We start from the raw sequence: 15,177 nt of genomic DNA, 5'->3' as shown, positions 1-15,177 counted from the left end.
GCTTCAGCCGTACACGCTGGGGTTGAGCCCCGTGCAGATGCCGGCGGTCAGGATCGACCAGAGCGCCCACCCGATCATCAGCCCGAGGCCGGTGCCTCTCGCCCAGACCTTGCCGCGGACCAGGCACAACCCGATGCCCGCACCCAATCCGACCAGGGCGAGCACGGCCGCGCCGACGATCACGTACGGGGTGGAGCCACCGTCGGCTTCCATGGCGGCCAAGAAGACGGCGAACCCGAGGACCGCGTTGATGACGCTGTAGACGGTCAGGCCGACGAACATGAACGCGATCAGCACACCGGCGGAGGCGCCTCCCGACGGGGGCGGCGGCGGAGGGCCGTACGGGAGGTGCTGGTAGGGCGGTTGTCCTTGGGGCGGCCCTTGGTACGAGCCTTGAGGTGGGCCTTGGGGTGGGCCTTCAGGCGGTGGTCCGTATGGCGACGATCCGTACGGCGGTGGCCCTTGGGACGGGCTCCCTTGAGAGGGAGGTCCTTGGGGCGGAGGCCCATGAGAGGTTGGCCCTTGAGGCGAAGACCCCTCAGATGGAGGCCCCTGAGACGGAGGCCCCTGCGGTGGTACCCACCCCTGCTCCGGCCCCTCATCACCCGGCGTCCCCACTGACGCTCACCTCCTAGTCGGGATCAGACTAGGAGGAACCGGTTGACATTGGCCAACAGGCGCCGCCTACGCGTACAACTCGGGATTGAGCCCCGTACAGTAACCGGCCGACACGATCGACGCCAGCGCCCACCCGATCATCAACCCCAGCCCCAGCCCTCGCGACCACGGCTTGCGCAGCAGCACGAATGCGGTGCCCAGCCCGAGACCCACCACCGCAAGGACTCCCGCCGCGACCCCGAAGGCCGCCGTCGACCCCACGGACACGGCGACCAACCCCACGGCCACGTTGACGAGCAGATAGCCGAACACCCCGGCGAACGCCAGCCCCACGACCAGCCCGGTCCGGCGAGGAGGCGGCGGCCCGGACGGCGGCCCAGACGGCGGCCCGGAGGGCGGCCCGGTCGGCGGCCCGGTCGGCGGAGGCGTGGTCATCCACGCTTTATGCCCCCTCTGAGTAATAAATCGCCGCCTGCACGCGACTCTTCAGGCCCAGTTTGTTCAGCACCCGGCTGACGTGCGTCTTCGTCGTGGCCTCCGCCATGTCGAGCTCTCTGGCGATCTCGGCGTTGGACAGGCCCCGCCCGATGCAGGCCAGCACCTCCCGCTCCCGCGGCGTCAGACCCTCCGGGCCGGGACGCGGCTCCCTGCGCGGCGCTTGCTCCGCGAAAGCGGCGATCAATCTCCGCGTGACACCGGGCGAGATGAGCCCGTCGCCCCGCGCCACCAGCCGGACCGCCTCGACCAGCGCATCGGCGTCGGTGTTCTTCAGCAGGAAGCCGGCAGCCCCGGCCCGCAGCGCCCCGAAAACGTACTCGTCCACATCGAACGTCGTCAGGATCAGCACATCACACACCCCCGACAGTTCCCTGGCGGCGGAGATGCCGTCGAGCCGGGGCATGCGTACGTCCATCAACACCACGTGCGGACGCAACTCCCTGGCCATCGCCACGGCCTGCTCCCCGTCGGCCGCCTCACCGACCACCTCGATGTCGTCCACGCCGTCGAGGATCAGCACGATCCCGGCCCTGACCGCCGCATGATCGTCGGCCACCAGCACCCTGATGCTCACCCATGCACCTCCACCACGTCACCTTCATTCACGACTTCTCACCGGGAGCCGCGGGGAGCACCGCGGCCACCCGCCATCCGTCCCCCTGGGGACCCGCCTCGAAGGAGCCCTCCACCAGGGACGCCCGCTCCCGCATCCCGATCAGCCCCGCCCCGGCCCCCGGCAGCCGCGCGTCGCTCCCCTGGACCGGGTTGTCGACCGTCAACGTCACCTGCTCGGGGCCGTAGGACACGACCACCTCCACCAGCGAGTCGCCGTGCTTGAGCGCGTTGGTCAGCGCCTCCTGCAGGATGCGGTAGCCGGCCAGATCGACGGCCGCCGGCACCTCGCGCGGCTCGCCCTCGACCCGGAACTCCGCCTCCATGCCCGCCCGCCTGGCCCTGTCGACCAGGCTCTCCGCATCGGCCAGCCGCGGCCGGGTCACCTCCTCCGCATCATCGCCCTCGTGCCGCAGCAGCCCGATCATCGCCCGCATCTCGGCCATGCCCTGCAGGCTGTTCTCCCGTACGGACTCCATGATTTTCCGCACCGTCGCCCGATCGAGGTCCTTGCGCGAGAGCGCGGCCGTGGACTGGATGGCGATGGCGCTGAAATGGTTGGCGATCATGTCGTGCAGCTCGCGAGCCATCCGGGTGCGTTCGGCCGCCACCGCCGCCTGCCGATCGAGCTCGGCGAGATGCGCCACCTGCTCGGCCCGCTCCCGCTCGGCCACTGCCCGATCCCGCTGCTCCCGCACCACCATCGCGGTGAGGACGGGAGTGACCAGCACGAGCCCGGCCTGGATGCCCATGACGGCCGGCACCAGCCAGTCACCTTCGACGAAGCCCGTCACCGCCCCCACGACGACCGCCAGCACCGCGCTGATGCCCAGCAGCCACCGGGCCAGCCTGGCCGGCCCGTAGAGCGCCGCGGCGTACAGGTTGTCGGTGAAGACGAGAATCGTGCCCAGCGACGGCCCCACCGCCACGTCGGCCGCGATGCCCGCCACCCCCAGACCCAGGCACAGCCGCGGCGCCCGCCGCCGCACCAGCACTGCCGCGCAGGTCAACGCCAGCGGCCCGGCGAGCCACCATTCGGGCAGGCCACGCTGGAAGTGCGCCCCGCCCGCGATCAGCACCAGCCCCGTCGCGAACGCGAGCCCGGCACCCAACGCCACCCGTTTCATATCCTCATCCCACCACCCTCCGGACCCGGTTCCCTCCTGCTACGCGACCGCCTGTGGATACACCCTTCGATGTATCCACAAGCTCGTTTTCGCTGACGATGTGCCGGCCCGCACCCCGCCGGACACTGGAACACGTGATTGTCGCCATCCTCATCGGCTGCGAAATCGGCTTCTGGATCCTGCTGGCCCTCGGACTGGCCTCCCGCTACCTCTGGAACCGCCGCACGCTGAGCACCGCCCTCCTGCTCGCCGTCCCCCTCCTGGACGTGATCCTCCTGGCGGCGGCCGTCATCGACATGCGCGGCGGCGCCACGGGCGACTTCCGGCACGGGCTGGCGGCGGCGTACCTGGCCTACTCGATCGTCTTCGGCCACCGCACCATCCGCTGGGCGGACGCCCACTTCCACCACCGCTTCGCCGACGGCCCACCACCCTGGAAACCGCCGGCAGGAGGCATGGCCAGAGCCCGTTACGAATGGGCGATATGGCTGCGCATCGTCCTGGCGTACGGGATCGCCTGCGTCGTGCTGCTCGGCCTGGTGTGGCTCGTCGACGACCCGGCGCGTACGGAGGCCCTGGTCGCTTTCATGGGAGGTCTGTTCAAGATACCGCTGATAGCCGCGCTCTGGCCGCTCAGCTACACGCTGTGGCCCCGCAAGGCGGAGCCGGCGAGCTCATGATTGCGAGATGTGGTTCGAGGCACCCCCAAGAACCCGCTATGCTGGTCTAGCAACAAGCGGCCGTAGCTCAATGGATAGAGCATCTGACTACGGATCAGAAGGTTACGGGTTCGACTCCTGTCGGCCGCGCACAGTCGAAAGGCCCGCCACCAGGGACATCCTGGAGCGGGCCTTCGTGTTTGTCAGGACAATTTCGCGATCTTGCTAACAGGGTTGCTAACACCAGCCTTTCTGGTCGTTGATCGACTTCGCGAAGACCTCCGCGGCCGAGGCTCCCGCCGCGCGGATCACTTGGGCGTAGACCCTCAGGGTGATCGAGGGGTCGGCGTGGCCGAGGCGGGCCGCTACGACGTGGACCGGCACACCGGCCAGGAGAAGCGTGGTCGCATGGATGTGCCTCAGATCGTGGAGCCGGGCATGCGGTAGCGGGTGGTCCGGGTAGGTCTCGTTGTAGCGCTTGATCAGGAGCTCGCCACGACGTGCACCGGTGTAGGCCGCCAGGTGGAAGAAGGGCCAGAGACGGTGATCGCGGGAGTAGCGGAGGAATGCCTTGAGCTGGTCCGTGGTCCAAACGGTGCCCGGCTCCCTGATCTCGCGGCGGGGACGCTTGGCCTTGTCGACCGGGCTGGACGACAACAACTCGTCGACGTTCACCGCGTCGCGGAATGCCTTGCGGAGGATGGCATGGACGTAGTCGACCGTCCGTGAGGAAAGCGGCCGGCCGTTCTTCCCGCCGCCGGCCATGAGGTCCCGGTACAGCTTCGTGATCGTGGACGCCCTGACGGCCTGGGTCCTGACCAGCCCGACAGCCCGCGGAAACGATCTTCTAGCAGTCGCTTGACACGACATAGGAGCATCCATCAGCGATCAAGGCCCCTGGCCTACTGGTGAGGGCACGATCTGACCCTAGGACTCGAGATCCAGGCGTCGGGAGTACTCATTCACCAGCGGCTACCAGGCACCGAGTCTGCCCCAACAGCAGAGCCGGTAGCTCCCATTAGGCGTTGACGGGATCCGGCACGTGGGCGGTGATCTCGTCCCAGGCGGGGGTGAGGTGGTCGTGGGTGCGGGCGGCGTGGTCGGCGGTGGTTTCGGTGACGTAGAAGGAGCGGGCGCGATACCACTGGCCGTCCTGTCCGGCGACGATCGCGACGCCGGGTGTCTCGGCGGCGATGGCCCGCGCGGAGACGAGCGCGGGCGGGTCGAGGTCGCCGAGGGTCATGGTCGCGGTTTCTGGATCGCTGACGCGGTGGTTGACCCTGCCCGAGATCTGCCGGCTGCTCGCCGCCCTCGTGCTGATCCGGCACCGCTCCATCACGGACGTTCTGCGCTGGTCACACTGGCGCCGACGCCACCAAGCCATGGCTCGGCACTGCCGTTACCAGCGCAGATCCGATCCATGATCGCGATGTGTCACTGGAGTACTGGGCGGGCGCGGTGCTCTCGCGTACGACGAGCTCGGCGGCGAGTTCGACGCGGTTCTGCGGCAGCCGTTCGACGTCGGCTAGCTTCAGCACCATCGAGGTGGCCGACGCGGCCATCTCGGCCAGGGGCAGGCGGATGGTGGTCAGCGGCGGGATGGCCCACCGTGCGGAAGGCATGTCGTCGAAGCCGATCACACTGGGACCGTCAGGGACGCGCAGGCCGAGCTGGTGGACCGCGTGATAGACGCCGATGGCCTGGCCGTCGCAGCCGGGGAGCGAGATCTTCATGACACCCTGCTGATCCTTAGGCCTCACGCGTTCGCCAGCCGCTCCCGCACCCGCTCGCTGTCGGCCCGGCGATGGTGGGAGTCGTACAGGCACAGCGCGTCGCGCCAGGCGGCCCGCGCCTCGGCGTCGTCGCCGAGGGCCTGATGCACGTCGCCTAGGCATACCAGCGTGTCGGCGCTCTGGAAGGTGTTGCCGGTGGCCTTACGCAGGTCGAGGCACTGCCCGTAGTACTCCAGCGCGCGCTCGTGGTCGCCCCGGTCGAAGGCGAGCTTGCCCAGACTGTCGAGCGTGGCCGCCTCGCCGTCGCGGTCCCGGTGCCGGCGGAAGATCGTCAGGGCCTGCTCGCAAGCGTCGCGGGCCGCCTCGTGCTCGCCGAGTTGCAGGCGGATCCAGCCCACGGCGCCGAGAGCATTTGCCTCCCAGATGGGATCACCGGCCTCGCGCTGGAGCCGCAGCGCGGTTTGTGCGTGGCCCAGCCCACGTCGCGGCTGCCCGCGTACGCTCCACATCCAGCCCATCGTGTGGTGTACCTGGGCCAGCAGGAGCCGGTCCCCGGCCTGTTCGAACAGCTCCAGCGCCCGCTCCAGGTGGTCGACCGCCTCGTCGATCCGGTCGCGCGCCGCGTGGGCGTACCCCGTGTGCCAGAGGACGACGGCGGTGGTGTGCGGATCGTCCAGGCGTTCCGCCGCCGTCAGCGCGAGCTGCCAGGCGGCGAGCCGCTCGCGGTTGTGAAAGCGGCGCAGCAGAAAGGTGTTCATGCCCCAGGCGAGTTGCCAGACTGCCACGTCCAGGCCCAGCATCAGGGCCAGGAGCTGCGCGGCCAGCAGGCACGGCAGCTCGGTCTCGAACCAGGCCAGCGCGGCGGCGGCGTCCTCGAAAGCCGGCACGTTCACCGCCGCGGGAGGAGCCGCGATGGCCGGACGGTGCGGGAAGAGCATCCGGTCCGCGGCCCGGGCCATGGCCGTGTAGGTCTCGACCAGGCGCCCCAGGGCCTGGTCCCGCGTCTCCGACGGCAGGTCGGCCTCGGTCCGCTCGGCGGCGTAGAGCCGGACGAGGTCGTGCATCCAGTACCGGCCGGGGGAGAGCTGTCTGACCAGGTTGGCGGTCTCCAGCATGGACAGCAGCGCGCGGGTCTCGGCGCTCGGCAGCCCGGCGAGCGCGGCCGCCCCCGGCAGGCCGATCCCCGGGCCGGGGGCCGTCCCCAACAGCAGGAACAGCCGGGCGGCCCGCACGTCCAGTGCCGCGTACGAAGAGGCGAACACCGCGCGCAGGCCCGCGCCCAGGTCGTCGGTCTGCAACGCGTCGAGCCTGGTGGCCGGATCGCGGAGTTCCTGGGCGAGCACGGCCAGGGGAAAGGCGGGCTGCGCGCTGGCGCGGGCGGCCAGCACCCCCAACGCCAGCGGCAGGCCGCCGCTGTGCTCCAGCAGCACGGCGGTGGAGGCGGGGTCGGCGGCCAGCGTCTGCGGGCCGACGTGGTGGGAGAGCATCCGGTAGGCCTCCTCATCGGAGAAGGCGCCCACCTCCAGCAGGCGGGCCGAGTGAGTGGCGTGCAGGCTCACCAGCCGGTTGCGGCTGGTCACCAGCACCGTGCAGCCCGGCCTACCGGGGATGAGCGGTGTCACCTGGGCGCTGTCCCTGGCGTTGTCCAGGACGACCAGCAGCCGGCGCTCGGCCAGCACCGACCGGTACAGCGCTGCCTGCGCCTCCTGGTCCGCGGGGATCATTGTGGGCGGCACGCCCAGCGCCGTCAGGAAATGGCGCAGTACGGTGCTCGGGGACAGCTGCTCCTCGACGTTGCCGAAACCGCGCAGGTTCACGTACAGCTGACCATCGGGGTAACGGTCGCGACGGGTGTGCGCCCAGTGCAGCGCCAGCCAGGTCTTGCCGATGCCGCCGGGCCCGCTGATCACGGCCACGCCCACGCTGTCGGCTCCGCAGGCCACGTGGTCCAGCTCGCGCAGCTCGCGGCTCCTGTGGGTGAACGCGGCGGGCGCGGCTGGAAGCTGACCGGGCACGGGCAGGGACGTCTCCGGCGCCGGCCCGTCCTGCCGCCGTGGCGGGGCCGCGTCGGACCGCAGGATCTGCCGCTGCACCTGCTGCAGCTCGTCACTGGGCTCCAGGCCCAGTTCCTCGACCAACCGGGTGCGGAACTGTCGGTAGACCTCCAGCGCCTCGCCGCGCCGCCCACTGCGGTGCAGCGCCCACATGAGCTGCCCGTGCGGGCGTTCCCTGAGCGGGGCCTCGGCGGCCAGCGCGCGCGCCTCCGTGACGACCTCGGTGTCCCTGCCCAGCTCCAGCAGCACCGACTGCCGCTCCTCCAGGGCGTCGAGCCGCAGCCCGCCCAGCCACTCGGTCTGCGCCTCGGCGAACGAGCCACTGAGTCCGCCCAGCGGCGGACCCTGCCACCAGCTCAGCGCCTCGTCATAAAGGGCGAGCGCCTCCTCGAACCGACCCCCGGCCATCGCCTCCCGGGCCAGCGACACCTGTGACTGGAAGCAGGCGAGGTCGAGCCGGCCGGCGCCCAGCCGTAACATGTAGCCCGGCCGCTGCGTACCGATCACATCGACGCCCAGGGCGGCGCAGGCGCGGCGTACCTCGGAGATCAACATCCTGATCCGGGAGGCCGGGTCGCGGGGCAGCGCCTCGTCCCAGACTGCCTCCGCCAGGCGCTGCGTCGAGATCACCCGCCCGGCCTGCAGCAGCAGTGCCGTGAGCAGGGCCGCCTGCTTGCCGCGGAAGGTGACCCGCCCGGCGCCCGCCTCCAGCTCGACGGGCCCGAGGAGGCGGAACAGGAACGCCGGCGCCCTGGGGTCCTGCCTCCCCACCTGCGGCTCCCGGCCCGTCCCACCTCCTGACACCGTAAGAGTCTATGGCCGAGGCCCCGTTGCCTGAAGGTCGCATGGTAGGTCAGCGGCCTGCGGAAAACAGGCGGAAATCAGGCGTGCTCTTCATAAGATCAGACCGAAATTCCGTTAACGGAGCCGCAGGAAATGGGCGCTTCTTCTTTCCGGAGAGGCTCCAAGAATCGAAAGGAACGCCGTATGAAGACTGTCGTGAGGCGTCTCTCGCTGGGCATGTCGGCCGCCGTCACCACCGCCGCGATGGTCGCCGTCCTCGTTCCGGCGCCGGCCTCCGCGGAGGTGATCGTCCGGTGGTACCCGTACACCACCGCAGGTGCGAAGTCCTGCAATGCCGCCGCCAACTCCGCAGGCCCCGAGTACTACTGCACGGTGGTCACAGTCGGTGGCACGAAGATGTATGCTCTCGCGCGGCCGTAAGTGAGGGCCACTTCCCTCAGGGAAGTGGCCTTTTTCTTTTCGGAGCGGCAGCTCGCACGGCAGGAGCCAGGGGTGCTTCGCTCCGGAGCCGCTGCGATATCAGGCCTCGCCGTTGCCCTTCTCGCGGTGGGCGAGGTTGTACATGTCCTGCACGCTTACGATCGGCGCGATCGCCTGGGCCTCCGTGACCTGCTCCGCTGTCGCGTTGCTGACGCCGAGATGCCGGATCATGCCCTGCTGCTGCAGCTCGACCAGCGTCTCGAAGGCACGGGCAAGCGACCCGCCCGGGGCCCCTCGGCGTTGCCGAGGCGCAGGTGGACCAGGTCCAGCGTGTCGAGCCCGAGGCCTTCGAGGTTCTCGTCGATCGCGTGGCGCAGTTGGTCGGGCTCGCGGGCCGGCGGCCATCCGCCCTGCTCGTCACGGACCGCGCCGACTTTCGTGAGCACGTGCAGCGAGCTGGGATAAGGGTGCAGCGCTTCGCGAATGAGCTCGTTGGTGACGCGGGGGCCGTACGCGTCGGCGGTGTCGATGTGCGTGATCCCAAGGTCGACGGCTCGCGGAGGACGGCGAGGGCACCGTCGTGATCCGCGGGCGGACCCATCACCCCGGGCCTGGCGAGCTGCATGGCACCGTAGCCGAAGCGCGTGACGGTCATGTCGCCCGGGGGCCACGTGCCGCCGCGTTGTTGAAAGAGCTGCTCGACTCCTACGCCGCACGGCCCGGCGCCGCGGAGATCGACGTGGTGCTGTGCGAGGTCGGCGAGCAGCGCAGACTCCTGCGCGACGGCCGCGCCGACATGGCGATCATGCATACCCCGTTCGACGTGATGACCGGTCTCGACAGCGCTGAGATCATGACATCGCCCGCGGCAACGCCATGACGACACCTACCCGCCCGGCCCGGGGCCGGAGGTCCACAGCCAGTCCCAGCTGGCCCAACTCGTCGCTCTCGGGCGTACGCTCCTGGTCATCCCCGCTTGCAGCCGCGCATGGCAATGGCCGGAACACGCCGCCGTCCCCGTCCTCGACGCCCCTGCCGTCACGACCCTCCTCGCCTGGCCCGCAGGCGTACGCTCCCCAGGCGCTCGCCGATCTCGGCCTGCGGGTAGCTGCCGACGCCATCCGGCTGTCCCGTAGGACGCTCGGCACGATCAAGGGCAATCTGTTCTGGGCCTTGGCCTACAACGTGGCCGCCCTGCCGCTGGCGGCGTTCGGCTTGCTCTAACCCGATGATCGCAGGGGCGGCGATGGCGTTCTCCAGCGTGTTCGTGGTCAGCAACAGCCTGCGGCTGCGGCGCTTCAGGTAACAGGGCCGGGATGGCTCCACGTCGAACGGCGTGGGGCCATCCATCTGTTGCTCGGGTACTCGCTCCAATGATCGTCAGCGCGGCAATGGGACGGGCGCTTACCTGCCGGCCATGCCAGTCGGTCACCGTAGCGGTGTAAGGGTGGCGCTATTTGTGTCTTTTGTAACTTTTATGCCCTTTGTGCCCCTTGTGTTTACCTTTGCCGGGAGGGCCATGATCGGGCTGTTGGTCGATTGGCGGGAGAGGCATGCCGGAGCGGGCCAGGAACGTGACCAAAGGACCATCGGCGAGTCTGCCTTCTCTGCGCGCCTTCTTGAGCGTCGTCCCGAGATCCATAACTCGACTGCGCGCCTCGCCGATCTTGCCCTCGTTGAGCTTCTCGCGCGCCTCTGCAATGCGGGTCCGGAGCTCGCGGGCCACGCCGGGAGCGATGCCGCCCTGCCGCTGGTGGGCGGCGAGCGCCCGGTCCAAGGCTGCGAGCCAGGCCAGCGCCTCTGATGCGGCAGGTCGCGCCGTGGACGACGGCCGTGGGCTGGTGGGCGTGGCGGACGGGGACATGCCGAGCGCGGACGAGGCCGCGGTGACCGGGGATGCCGTGAGCGCGGAGGGCGCCGGGCCGGCGGCTTGGCGGGCCGAGTCGGTCAGGATCGTGAGTGCCAGGACGCCGGCCAGCGCGGCGAAGGCGGCGGAGGCCAGGTAGAGGCGCGGAGCGGACCACCGACGGGGCGAGTCGTGTCCAGACCAGGTGTCCGGACCCGGCACCTCGAGCACGGCGGTGCCGCCCGGTGCGCGCCGTGAGCCCATGGAGAGAAGGGCGTGCCGTACCTGTGCCGCGCTCGCAGGGCGAGCGGCGGGCTCTTTGGCCAGCATCGCCAGCACCAGAGCCTCCAGGTCGGCGGGAATCCCCGGCCGTAGCGATCGTGGCGGCGCCGGTGGTTGGTTGAGATGCTGGTAAATCAGCTCGGTTGGGACGCCCACGAACGGGGGCCGCCCGCACAGCAGCTCGTAGCACACGCAGCCGAGCGCGTACAGGTCCGCGCCGGCATCGCCGCCGTGCCCCAGGATCTGCTCGGGCGACAGATAGGCGGCGGTGCCGACCACGGTGCCGGCCGCGGTCAGCCTGCTCATCTCCTCTCCGGCCAGGCGGGCGATGCCGAAGTCCACCACCTTGAGCAGCTCGTCCGCGGTCAGGTGCAGGTTGGCGGGCTTGATGTCGCGGTGCACCACGTCGGCCCGGTGCGCGGCCTCCAGCCCGGCGGCGGCCTGGCCCATGAGATGGCGAACCTTCTCGGGAGGCAACGGCCCCCGCTCGGCGATCTCGGCGGCAAGGCTCCGCCCGGACAGCAGCTCCATGACCAGGAACGGGCGCCCGTCATGCTCGCCCACGTCGAACACGCTCACCACGTTCGTGTGCACCACGCGGGCCGCGATGCGGGCCTCGCTCGCGAAACGCGCCCGCATCGCCGGGTCCGCCATCTGGGGAGCGAACAGCTTGACCGCCACCGGCCAATCGCGCGTCAAGTCGTGACCGCTCCACACCTCGGCCACCGCGCCCCTGCCGATCAGCGCATCCACCCGATAGCGCCCCGCCAGCACCGACGTGGCCTCCATCGAACCCCTCATGATGATCGGGACTCCCTGCCTGTACCCTGACGTCCTTACCGGCCCCAATGATCGGTAAGGACCAAACCCTAGCGAAACGCTAGGACCCGGTCTGGACGGCCATGGACCAGATCGTCCACACGCCCGCGTCCTGGCTGCCGGCGATGAACGCCGACAGCAGCGCCTTGCCGACGCCGTGCGCCTGGCAGCCTGGATGGACGTAGATGCTGTACTCGACGAGGGCTGTGGAACGAAAGAAACCCCAGCTCAGATCGCTATGTGTCACTGGAGTACTAGGCCCTAGTAGTCCAGTATCTCGGTTGGTGTAGGGCAGGGTTTCGAGCCAGCAGATGCGGGATGTGGTTTTACGGTGGAGGTTGAGACGACGCCTATCGCTGCCAGGCTGAGGCCGTGACGATCGCGGACTTCGGTTCTCGCGCCGGCTGGGGTGATCGCCGCCGAGCCCTCTTCCGTCGGCCTCGGGGTCACGTCCACGGACGTGGTGTACAGCAGCCGATGCAGCAACACCGCCTCAAAGGATCATCCTGCACCCGCAACCACCACCTGAGCAGGGCGAGATCCCTCTGACGAGGCATCTGCCCTTCCCTACGGATCAGAAGGTCACGGGTTCGACTCCTGTCGGCCGCGCACAGCGAAAGCCCTGGTCATCATCGCGACGACCAGGGCTTTTCTCGTCTTCGATCGCGCCTTGGTGTCCGGCTGCGTTCGGTTTGAGCGGGGGTCTCCGACTGGTCCTTCCCAATGTCTTCCCGTGTGGGGAGGGGCGTAGGAGCTGGCGATCTCATCGCGGCCCACGAGGCACTTCTTCATCAGCGCCTCCCTGCCCCGGACACGTTTACGACGGGCTTGAGTGGTCGTCGTCTCACATACGACTTGCTTCGGCGAGACGCCCGCGTTGAGCCATGTGGAGAGGCAGGCGTGCCGCAGGTCCTCGCCGCACTCAGGACGCTTCAAGCAGCGACCGTGACCAGCGACTACGTCCCCGTTGTCGGAGTAGGGTACTGCCGCGGCCCTCCTTCGTCGATCCTTGCACCCGATGAGCGGGCTGGTCGAGTGCGTCCCCAGGGGAGATCGTCAGTAGCCGGAAAGCCAAGCGGAGGCGTCGGACGTCGGGGCGAGGTCCCACTGGAGAGCAGCCGCGGCACGATCCAGGCGCCCGCCTGGATGTTCACCGTCGAGGGAGTCGAGCAGAGGAAGGTTCACATGGCGGTCGACCCCTCGGCCGTCACCGCCCGTCCCGAGCGGATACCGGGAGGCACCGAAGAGGTGATGGCGTTCGACCTCGTCGCTGGCAAAGCTGACGAGCTGCTTCGCCGCTACGGGTTCGGCGCCTGCGACACCGTTCGTGGGCCGCGCGCTTACGAGACCGACCAGCTGGTGGTGGTCGACATAGACGAGGAGGACTCCATCGCTGGCGAGCCTTGCCCGGCGATTCTCAAGGCGGCGACGACCACCGTCACGCTCGCCCGTCCGCTCGGCGACCGCCTCGTACTTGACTCCGGCACGGGGCTGCCGGTGCTGCGAGGGCTGAACAGGCGCTGACGGCCCAGCGACCACATGCGGCGACTCGGCCGCGCAGCATCAAGGCCCGCCACCAGGCGCAACCTGGAGCGGGCCTTCGTGTTGGTCAGGACAATCTCGGAATCTACCGCCAGCGACCCAGCCGGCGAGGTGGCCGAGCTGCGCGCCCCCGTGCCGGACCTGGTACGCCTGGCCAAGCTTGAGGAGCGGCTGGCTACGTCCACGACACGCCGCCCCGGACGTAGCAGCCGGCGACCTTGCATGTCAGGGTCGCCGGCGCCCCGTCCGGCGCCTGGCGCAGGCTCAGCCGCTTGTCCTCCCGGCGGATGCCGGCCAGCACCGCTAAGTACCCCGGCCGGCAGCAGAACTGAGCCTGCTCTGGCTGCGGCACGCCGAAAGGGTCGGACATGCCTAGGTCCAAGGCAGTAGGGCCGCTAGTTCGCGGGACCGAGGTGCGTGCCGGCGATCGCCACTAGCGTCCACTGTCATGAATGACAGCGGGACTTTGGAAGAAGCGTACGGGCGGCTGCACAGGACAGGCCCCGAGTTCGACGGATGGCTGTCCAACCACGGTCCGATGGCGGTCGAATCCATGGTCAGACACGGATACGGCCGTGAAGTGCACCGTTGGCTCGACACATACGTCGGCCGCCTGGACGAGCTTCCACGCGGCATCTCGCCAATCGGTGCCGAGGATTGGCGCGAGGCGCTCGGCGATCCGAACCGTCTCGGCGACTGGCTGACGTACTTCGACAGGGAGTTGCGGGAGCAGCCGTGGCGTGCCGTACTGGAAACCTGGTGGCCACGGTTGCTGCCCGGTATCGCGGCCGGAGCCACCCACGGAGTGATTCGTACGGGGCATGCGATCCATGCGTTGTTGCGGCAGCAGGACGAGAGGCGTCTTGCCGAACTGGGCCAGGCACTCGGTTACTGGGCGGCGCGCTGGCAGGCCATCGCGGGCTTCGACGCGCCGTCCGGCACCGCAGAACCGGAGCGCGCCTTCGCCGGAGTCCCCCGCGTGCCGGACCAGAGCAAGGGCATCAACCATCGCCTGGAACAGCTGGCGGGGATCAGCGGGTGGGGCTCCGCGCTCGCCGCGCTCGAACCGGCCGCCGACGCCGAGCAAGCTCGCGCGCACCTCACGAGGCTTGCGGACGCGGCGACCCTGCGTTACGTCACTCACGCGCACGGCAACCCCGTCATGCTGGTCCACACCGCGACGGCCCCGACGGCCGTGTTGCGGGCTCTACCCGCGTTGCCTGCCGATGTTTGGGGCGCCAGCCTTAATGCGGCGTGGGCGGCAGGCGCCGCGGTGACCGCCGCCTACGCCCCGGCCGAGCCCGCACCCCGCCGTGATCTGCCCGCTGTCCCTGGATCGGCGGAGGAGGTGTTCGAACTCGCAGTCCGGCACGGGGATGAGCACGTGATCAAGCTCGCCGACACGGCCCTGGACGTCTACCACCGCACCGACGATCCCGATGCCCTCGCTGCGGTGGTCCGCGCGGCCACTCTGATCAGACCCTTCTTCTCCTGAGCCGGAACCGGCACAGCTGCCGTTGCGGCCGTGAAGAGCAACACTGATCGCCCGCGGGGCTCCTTCGACGGCCGCGCACAGCGCGAGGCTGTCCGTGCGATTCGGGTCATTCTCGCGGATCGTGCCGCCCGCAACATCTCCTCCGACGACACCCCACCGTCGAGCGCCGGGCGGCCCCCCGGCGACGTCGGATCAACCGAGCTGTTCGGTCAGCCGCTCCAGGCCGCCCTTGATGAGCTGCGCGTACTCGTCGTCGCCGAGCGCGCCGATCGTGGCCTGGGCCTGCTGGAGGTGCTCGCGGGCGCGGCCGAGATCGCCCAGCTTGCGGTAGCACTCGGTCAGGTTGAGGTGCAGCGACGGGTACAAGCCGGCCACCGTAAGCGTCACCCCGGCTTGTGCCACCCGCTCGTCGGTGAGCTGATCGGCGGCGGCGAGCGCTCGCAGGTCCCAGAGCAGCTCCTGGTGCACGTCGTCCTGCACGTCGGCCATCGCGTGTGCGAGGACGCAGATGTGCAGCGGGTCGCCCTGCTCGCCGCCGATGTCGCCCCAGATCTGTGTGAACAGGTCGCGAGCGGCCTCACGCTGGCCTTGGTGGTGATGCAGCTCCACCCCCTGGCCGATCCGGGTGATCGTCGGGTCGGTGATCATGGCCGCTCCTTGATCGGCAG

At 69.7% G+C, this 15,177-nt stretch carries 19 protein-coding genes, 1 tRNA gene and 2 pseudogenes; 8 read left to right on the top strand and 14 right to left on the bottom strand.

Annotation, left to right across the window (positions count from 1 at the left end; translation table 11 throughout):
* Nucleotides 1-3: 3 nt before the first annotated feature.
* The 4 genes from E1292_RS50750 to E1292_RS00625 all read right to left on the bottom strand — a co-directional run bounded on the left by E1292_RS50750 (nucleotide 4) and on the right by E1292_RS00625 (nucleotide 2,855).
* Nucleotides 4-297, bottom strand: coding sequence for a hypothetical protein (locus E1292_RS50750; RefSeq protein WP_165974300.1), 294 nt, complete (start codon nucleotides 295-297; stop codon nucleotides 4-6).
* Nucleotides 298-684: 387 nt separating this feature from the next.
* Nucleotides 685-1,053 (bottom strand): hypothetical protein, encoded by a 369-nt coding sequence (locus tag E1292_RS00635; RefSeq protein ID WP_220446589.1) that lies wholly within the window; start codon nucleotides 1,051-1,053, stop codon nucleotides 685-687.
* A gap of 7 nt (nucleotides 1,054-1,060) precedes the next feature.
* A complete protein-coding gene (locus E1292_RS00630) occupies nucleotides 1,061-1,690 on the bottom strand; it encodes a response regulator (protein WP_132590846.1) in 630 nt (209 codons plus the stop codon).
* 28 nt (nucleotides 1,691-1,718) lie between these two features.
* Entirely contained in the window at nucleotides 1,719-2,855 is a 1,137-nt protein-coding gene (locus tag E1292_RS00625) for a sensor histidine kinase (RefSeq protein ID WP_132590844.1), read from the bottom strand.
* A gap of 134 nt (nucleotides 2,856-2,989) precedes the next feature.
* Between E1292_RS00625 and E1292_RS00620 the strand changes: the two genes are divergently transcribed.
* Together E1292_RS00620 and E1292_RS00615 are read left to right on the top strand one after the other, a co-directional pair.
* Nucleotides 2,990-3,535, top strand: coding sequence for a hypothetical protein (locus E1292_RS00620; protein ID WP_132590842.1), 546 nt, complete (start codon nucleotides 2,990-2,992; stop codon nucleotides 3,533-3,535).
* Between the two features lie 56 nt (nucleotides 3,536-3,591).
* Nucleotides 3,592-3,664 (top strand) — tRNA-Arg (locus E1292_RS00615).
* 87 nt (nucleotides 3,665-3,751) lie between these two features.
* Here E1292_RS00615 and E1292_RS00610 read toward each other — a convergent pair.
* Both E1292_RS00610 and E1292_RS00605 read right to left on the bottom strand, forming a co-directional pair.
* The gene (locus E1292_RS00610) at nucleotides 3,752-4,384 is read right to left on the bottom strand and encodes a tyrosine-type recombinase/integrase (RefSeq protein WP_246089815.1); all 633 of its coding nucleotides are present in this window, start codon (nucleotides 4,382-4,384) and stop codon (nucleotides 3,752-3,754) included.
* Nucleotides 4,385-4,532: 148 nt separating this feature from the next.
* Nucleotides 4,533-4,850 carry a hypothetical protein gene (locus E1292_RS00605; protein WP_246089813.1) on the bottom strand — a complete coding sequence of 106 codons (318 nt, stop codon included), beginning with the start codon at nucleotides 4,848-4,850 and terminating at the stop codon, nucleotides 4,533-4,535.
* Here E1292_RS00605 and E1292_RS56065 point away from each other — a divergent pair.
* Nucleotides 4,789-4,938 (top strand): annotated as a pseudogene (locus E1292_RS56065) (IS701 family transposase); the annotation flags it as partial. The gene E1292_RS00605 and the pseudogene E1292_RS56065 sit on opposite strands and share 62 nt — an antisense overlap.
* On the opposite strand, the gene E1292_RS00595 reads toward E1292_RS56065, so the two are convergent.
* Both E1292_RS00595 and E1292_RS00590 read right to left on the bottom strand, forming a co-directional pair.
* The gene (locus E1292_RS00595; RefSeq protein WP_132590973.1) at nucleotides 4,870-5,355 is read right to left on the bottom strand and encodes a substrate-binding domain-containing protein; all 486 of its coding nucleotides are present in this window, start codon (nucleotides 5,353-5,355) and stop codon (nucleotides 4,870-4,872) included. The pseudogene E1292_RS56065 and the gene E1292_RS00595 overlap by 69 nt on opposite strands.
* A complete protein-coding gene (locus tag E1292_RS00590) occupies nucleotides 5,271-8,072 on the bottom strand; it encodes an AfsR/SARP family transcriptional regulator (RefSeq protein WP_165974299.1) in 2,802 nt (933 codons plus the stop codon). Before E1292_RS00590 ends, E1292_RS00595 begins: the two co-directional genes overlap by 85 nt.
* Before the next feature lie 216 nt (nucleotides 8,073-8,288).
* On the opposite strand from E1292_RS00590, the gene E1292_RS00585 reads away from it, so the two are divergent.
* The gene (locus E1292_RS00585; protein WP_132590834.1) at nucleotides 8,289-8,525 is read left to right on the top strand and encodes a hypothetical protein; all 237 of its coding nucleotides are present in this window, start codon (nucleotides 8,289-8,291) and stop codon (nucleotides 8,523-8,525) included.
* 99 nt (nucleotides 8,526-8,624) lie between these two features.
* Here the strand turns inward: E1292_RS00585 and E1292_RS54740 are convergent, their stop codons facing one another.
* Together E1292_RS54740 and E1292_RS00580 are read right to left on the bottom strand one after the other, a co-directional pair.
* Nucleotides 8,625-8,756, bottom strand: coding sequence for an aldo/keto reductase (locus E1292_RS54740; RefSeq protein ID WP_281283994.1), 132 nt, complete (start codon nucleotides 8,754-8,756; stop codon nucleotides 8,625-8,627).
* Nucleotides 8,753-9,196: an aldo/keto reductase gene (locus E1292_RS00580; RefSeq protein ID WP_281283993.1), complete on the bottom strand. Its 444-nt coding sequence runs from the start codon at nucleotides 9,194-9,196 to the stop codon at nucleotides 8,753-8,755. Before E1292_RS00580 ends, E1292_RS54740 begins: the two co-directional genes overlap by 4 nt.
* Here E1292_RS00580 and E1292_RS52445 point away from each other — a divergent pair.
* Both E1292_RS52445 and E1292_RS53315 read left to right on the top strand, forming a co-directional pair.
* Nucleotides 9,106-9,405 (top strand): substrate-binding domain-containing protein, encoded by a 300-nt coding sequence (locus E1292_RS52445; protein WP_220446597.1) that lies wholly within the window; start codon nucleotides 9,106-9,108, stop codon nucleotides 9,403-9,405. The two genes, E1292_RS00580 and E1292_RS52445, sit on opposite strands and share 91 nt — an antisense overlap.
* A 218-nt stretch (nucleotides 9,406-9,623) precedes the next feature.
* Nucleotides 9,624-9,831 (top strand): annotated as a pseudogene (locus tag E1292_RS53315) (hypothetical protein); the annotation flags it as partial.
* A 147-nt stretch (nucleotides 9,832-9,978) separates the two neighbouring features.
* Here E1292_RS53315 and E1292_RS00565 read toward each other — a convergent pair.
* Nucleotides 9,979-11,454 carry a serine/threonine-protein kinase gene (locus E1292_RS00565; protein ID WP_132590832.1) on the bottom strand — a complete coding sequence of 492 codons (1,476 nt, stop codon included), beginning with the start codon at nucleotides 11,452-11,454 and terminating at the stop codon, nucleotides 9,979-9,981.
* A gap of 79 nt (nucleotides 11,455-11,533) precedes the next feature.
* On the bottom strand, nucleotides 11,534-11,719 hold the full coding sequence (locus E1292_RS00560; protein ID WP_132590830.1) for a GNAT family N-acetyltransferase: 186 nt from the start codon (nucleotides 11,717-11,719) through the stop codon (nucleotides 11,534-11,536).
* An 899-nt stretch (nucleotides 11,720-12,618) separates the two neighbouring features.
* Between E1292_RS00560 and E1292_RS00555 the strand changes: the two genes are divergently transcribed.
* A complete protein-coding gene (locus E1292_RS00555) occupies nucleotides 12,619-12,996 on the top strand; it encodes a hypothetical protein (RefSeq protein WP_132590828.1) in 378 nt (125 codons plus the stop codon).
* A 193-nt stretch (nucleotides 12,997-13,189) separates the two neighbouring features.
* On the opposite strand, the gene E1292_RS00550 is transcribed toward E1292_RS00555, so the two are convergent.
* The gene (locus E1292_RS00550; RefSeq protein ID WP_132590826.1) at nucleotides 13,190-13,384 is read right to left on the bottom strand and encodes a hypothetical protein; all 195 of its coding nucleotides are present in this window, start codon (nucleotides 13,382-13,384) and stop codon (nucleotides 13,190-13,192) included.
* A 78-nt stretch (nucleotides 13,385-13,462) separates the two neighbouring features.
* Here E1292_RS00550 and E1292_RS00545 point away from each other — a divergent pair, with 78 nt between their 5' ends.
* Nucleotides 13,463-14,509, top strand: a complete 1,047-nt coding sequence (locus E1292_RS00545) for a questin oxidase family protein (RefSeq protein ID WP_132590824.1) — start codon at nucleotides 13,463-13,465, stop codon at nucleotides 14,507-14,509.
* Between the two features lie 192 nt (nucleotides 14,510-14,701).
* Here E1292_RS00545 and E1292_RS00540 read toward each other — a convergent pair whose 3' ends face one another.
* Entirely contained in the window at nucleotides 14,702-15,157 is a 456-nt protein-coding gene (locus E1292_RS00540) for a hypothetical protein (protein ID WP_132590822.1), read from the bottom strand.
* Nucleotides 15,158-15,177 lie beyond the last annotated feature (20 nt).

The sequence above is a fragment of the Nonomuraea deserti genome (assembly GCF_004348685.1).
GTDB classification, from domain to species: Bacteria; Actinomycetota; Actinomycetes; order Streptosporangiales; family Streptosporangiaceae; genus Nonomuraea; species Nonomuraea deserti.
This window is presented reverse-complemented; position numbering and strand designations above follow the sequence as displayed.

Bases quoted from the DNA above. Each gene is read 5' to 3' on its own strand.
- E1292_RS00565 (WP_132590832.1), bottom strand. From the start codon at position 11,454: ATGAGGGGTTCGATGGAGGCCACGTCGGTGCTGGCGGGGCGCTATCGG.
- E1292_RS00625 (WP_132590844.1), bottom strand. From the start codon at position 2,855: ATGAAACGGGTGGCGTTGGGTGCCGGGCTCGCGTTCGCGACGGGGCTG.
- E1292_RS00540 (WP_132590822.1), bottom strand. From the start codon at position 15,157: ATGATCACCGACCCGACGATCACCCGGATCGGCCAGGGGGTGGAGCTG.
- E1292_RS00585 (WP_132590834.1), top strand. From the start codon at position 8,289: ATGAAGACTGTCGTGAGGCGTCTCTCGCTGGGCATGTCGGCCGCCGTC.
- E1292_RS00610 (WP_246089815.1), bottom strand. From the start codon at position 4,384: ATGTCGTGTCAAGCGACTGCTAGAAGATCGTTTCCGCGGGCTGTCGGG.
- E1292_RS54740 (WP_281283994.1), bottom strand. From the start codon at position 8,756: ATGATCCGGCATCTCGGCGTCAGCAACGCGACAGCGGAGCAGGTCACG.
- E1292_RS00550 (WP_132590826.1), bottom strand. From the start codon at position 13,384: ATGTCCGACCCTTTCGGCGTGCCGCAGCCAGAGCAGGCTCAGTTCTGC.
- E1292_RS00635 (WP_220446589.1), bottom strand. From the start codon at position 1,053: ATGACCACGCCTCCGCCGACCGGGCCGCCGACCGGGCCGCCCTCCGGG.
- E1292_RS00605 (WP_246089813.1), bottom strand. From the start codon at position 4,850: ATGGAGCGGTGCCGGATCAGCACGAGGGCGGCGAGCAGCCGGCAGATC.
- E1292_RS00545 (WP_132590824.1), top strand. From the start codon at position 13,463: ATGAATGACAGCGGGACTTTGGAAGAAGCGTACGGGCGGCTGCACAGG.
- E1292_RS00555 (WP_132590828.1), top strand. From the start codon at position 12,619: ATGTTCACCGTCGAGGGAGTCGAGCAGAGGAAGGTTCACATGGCGGTC.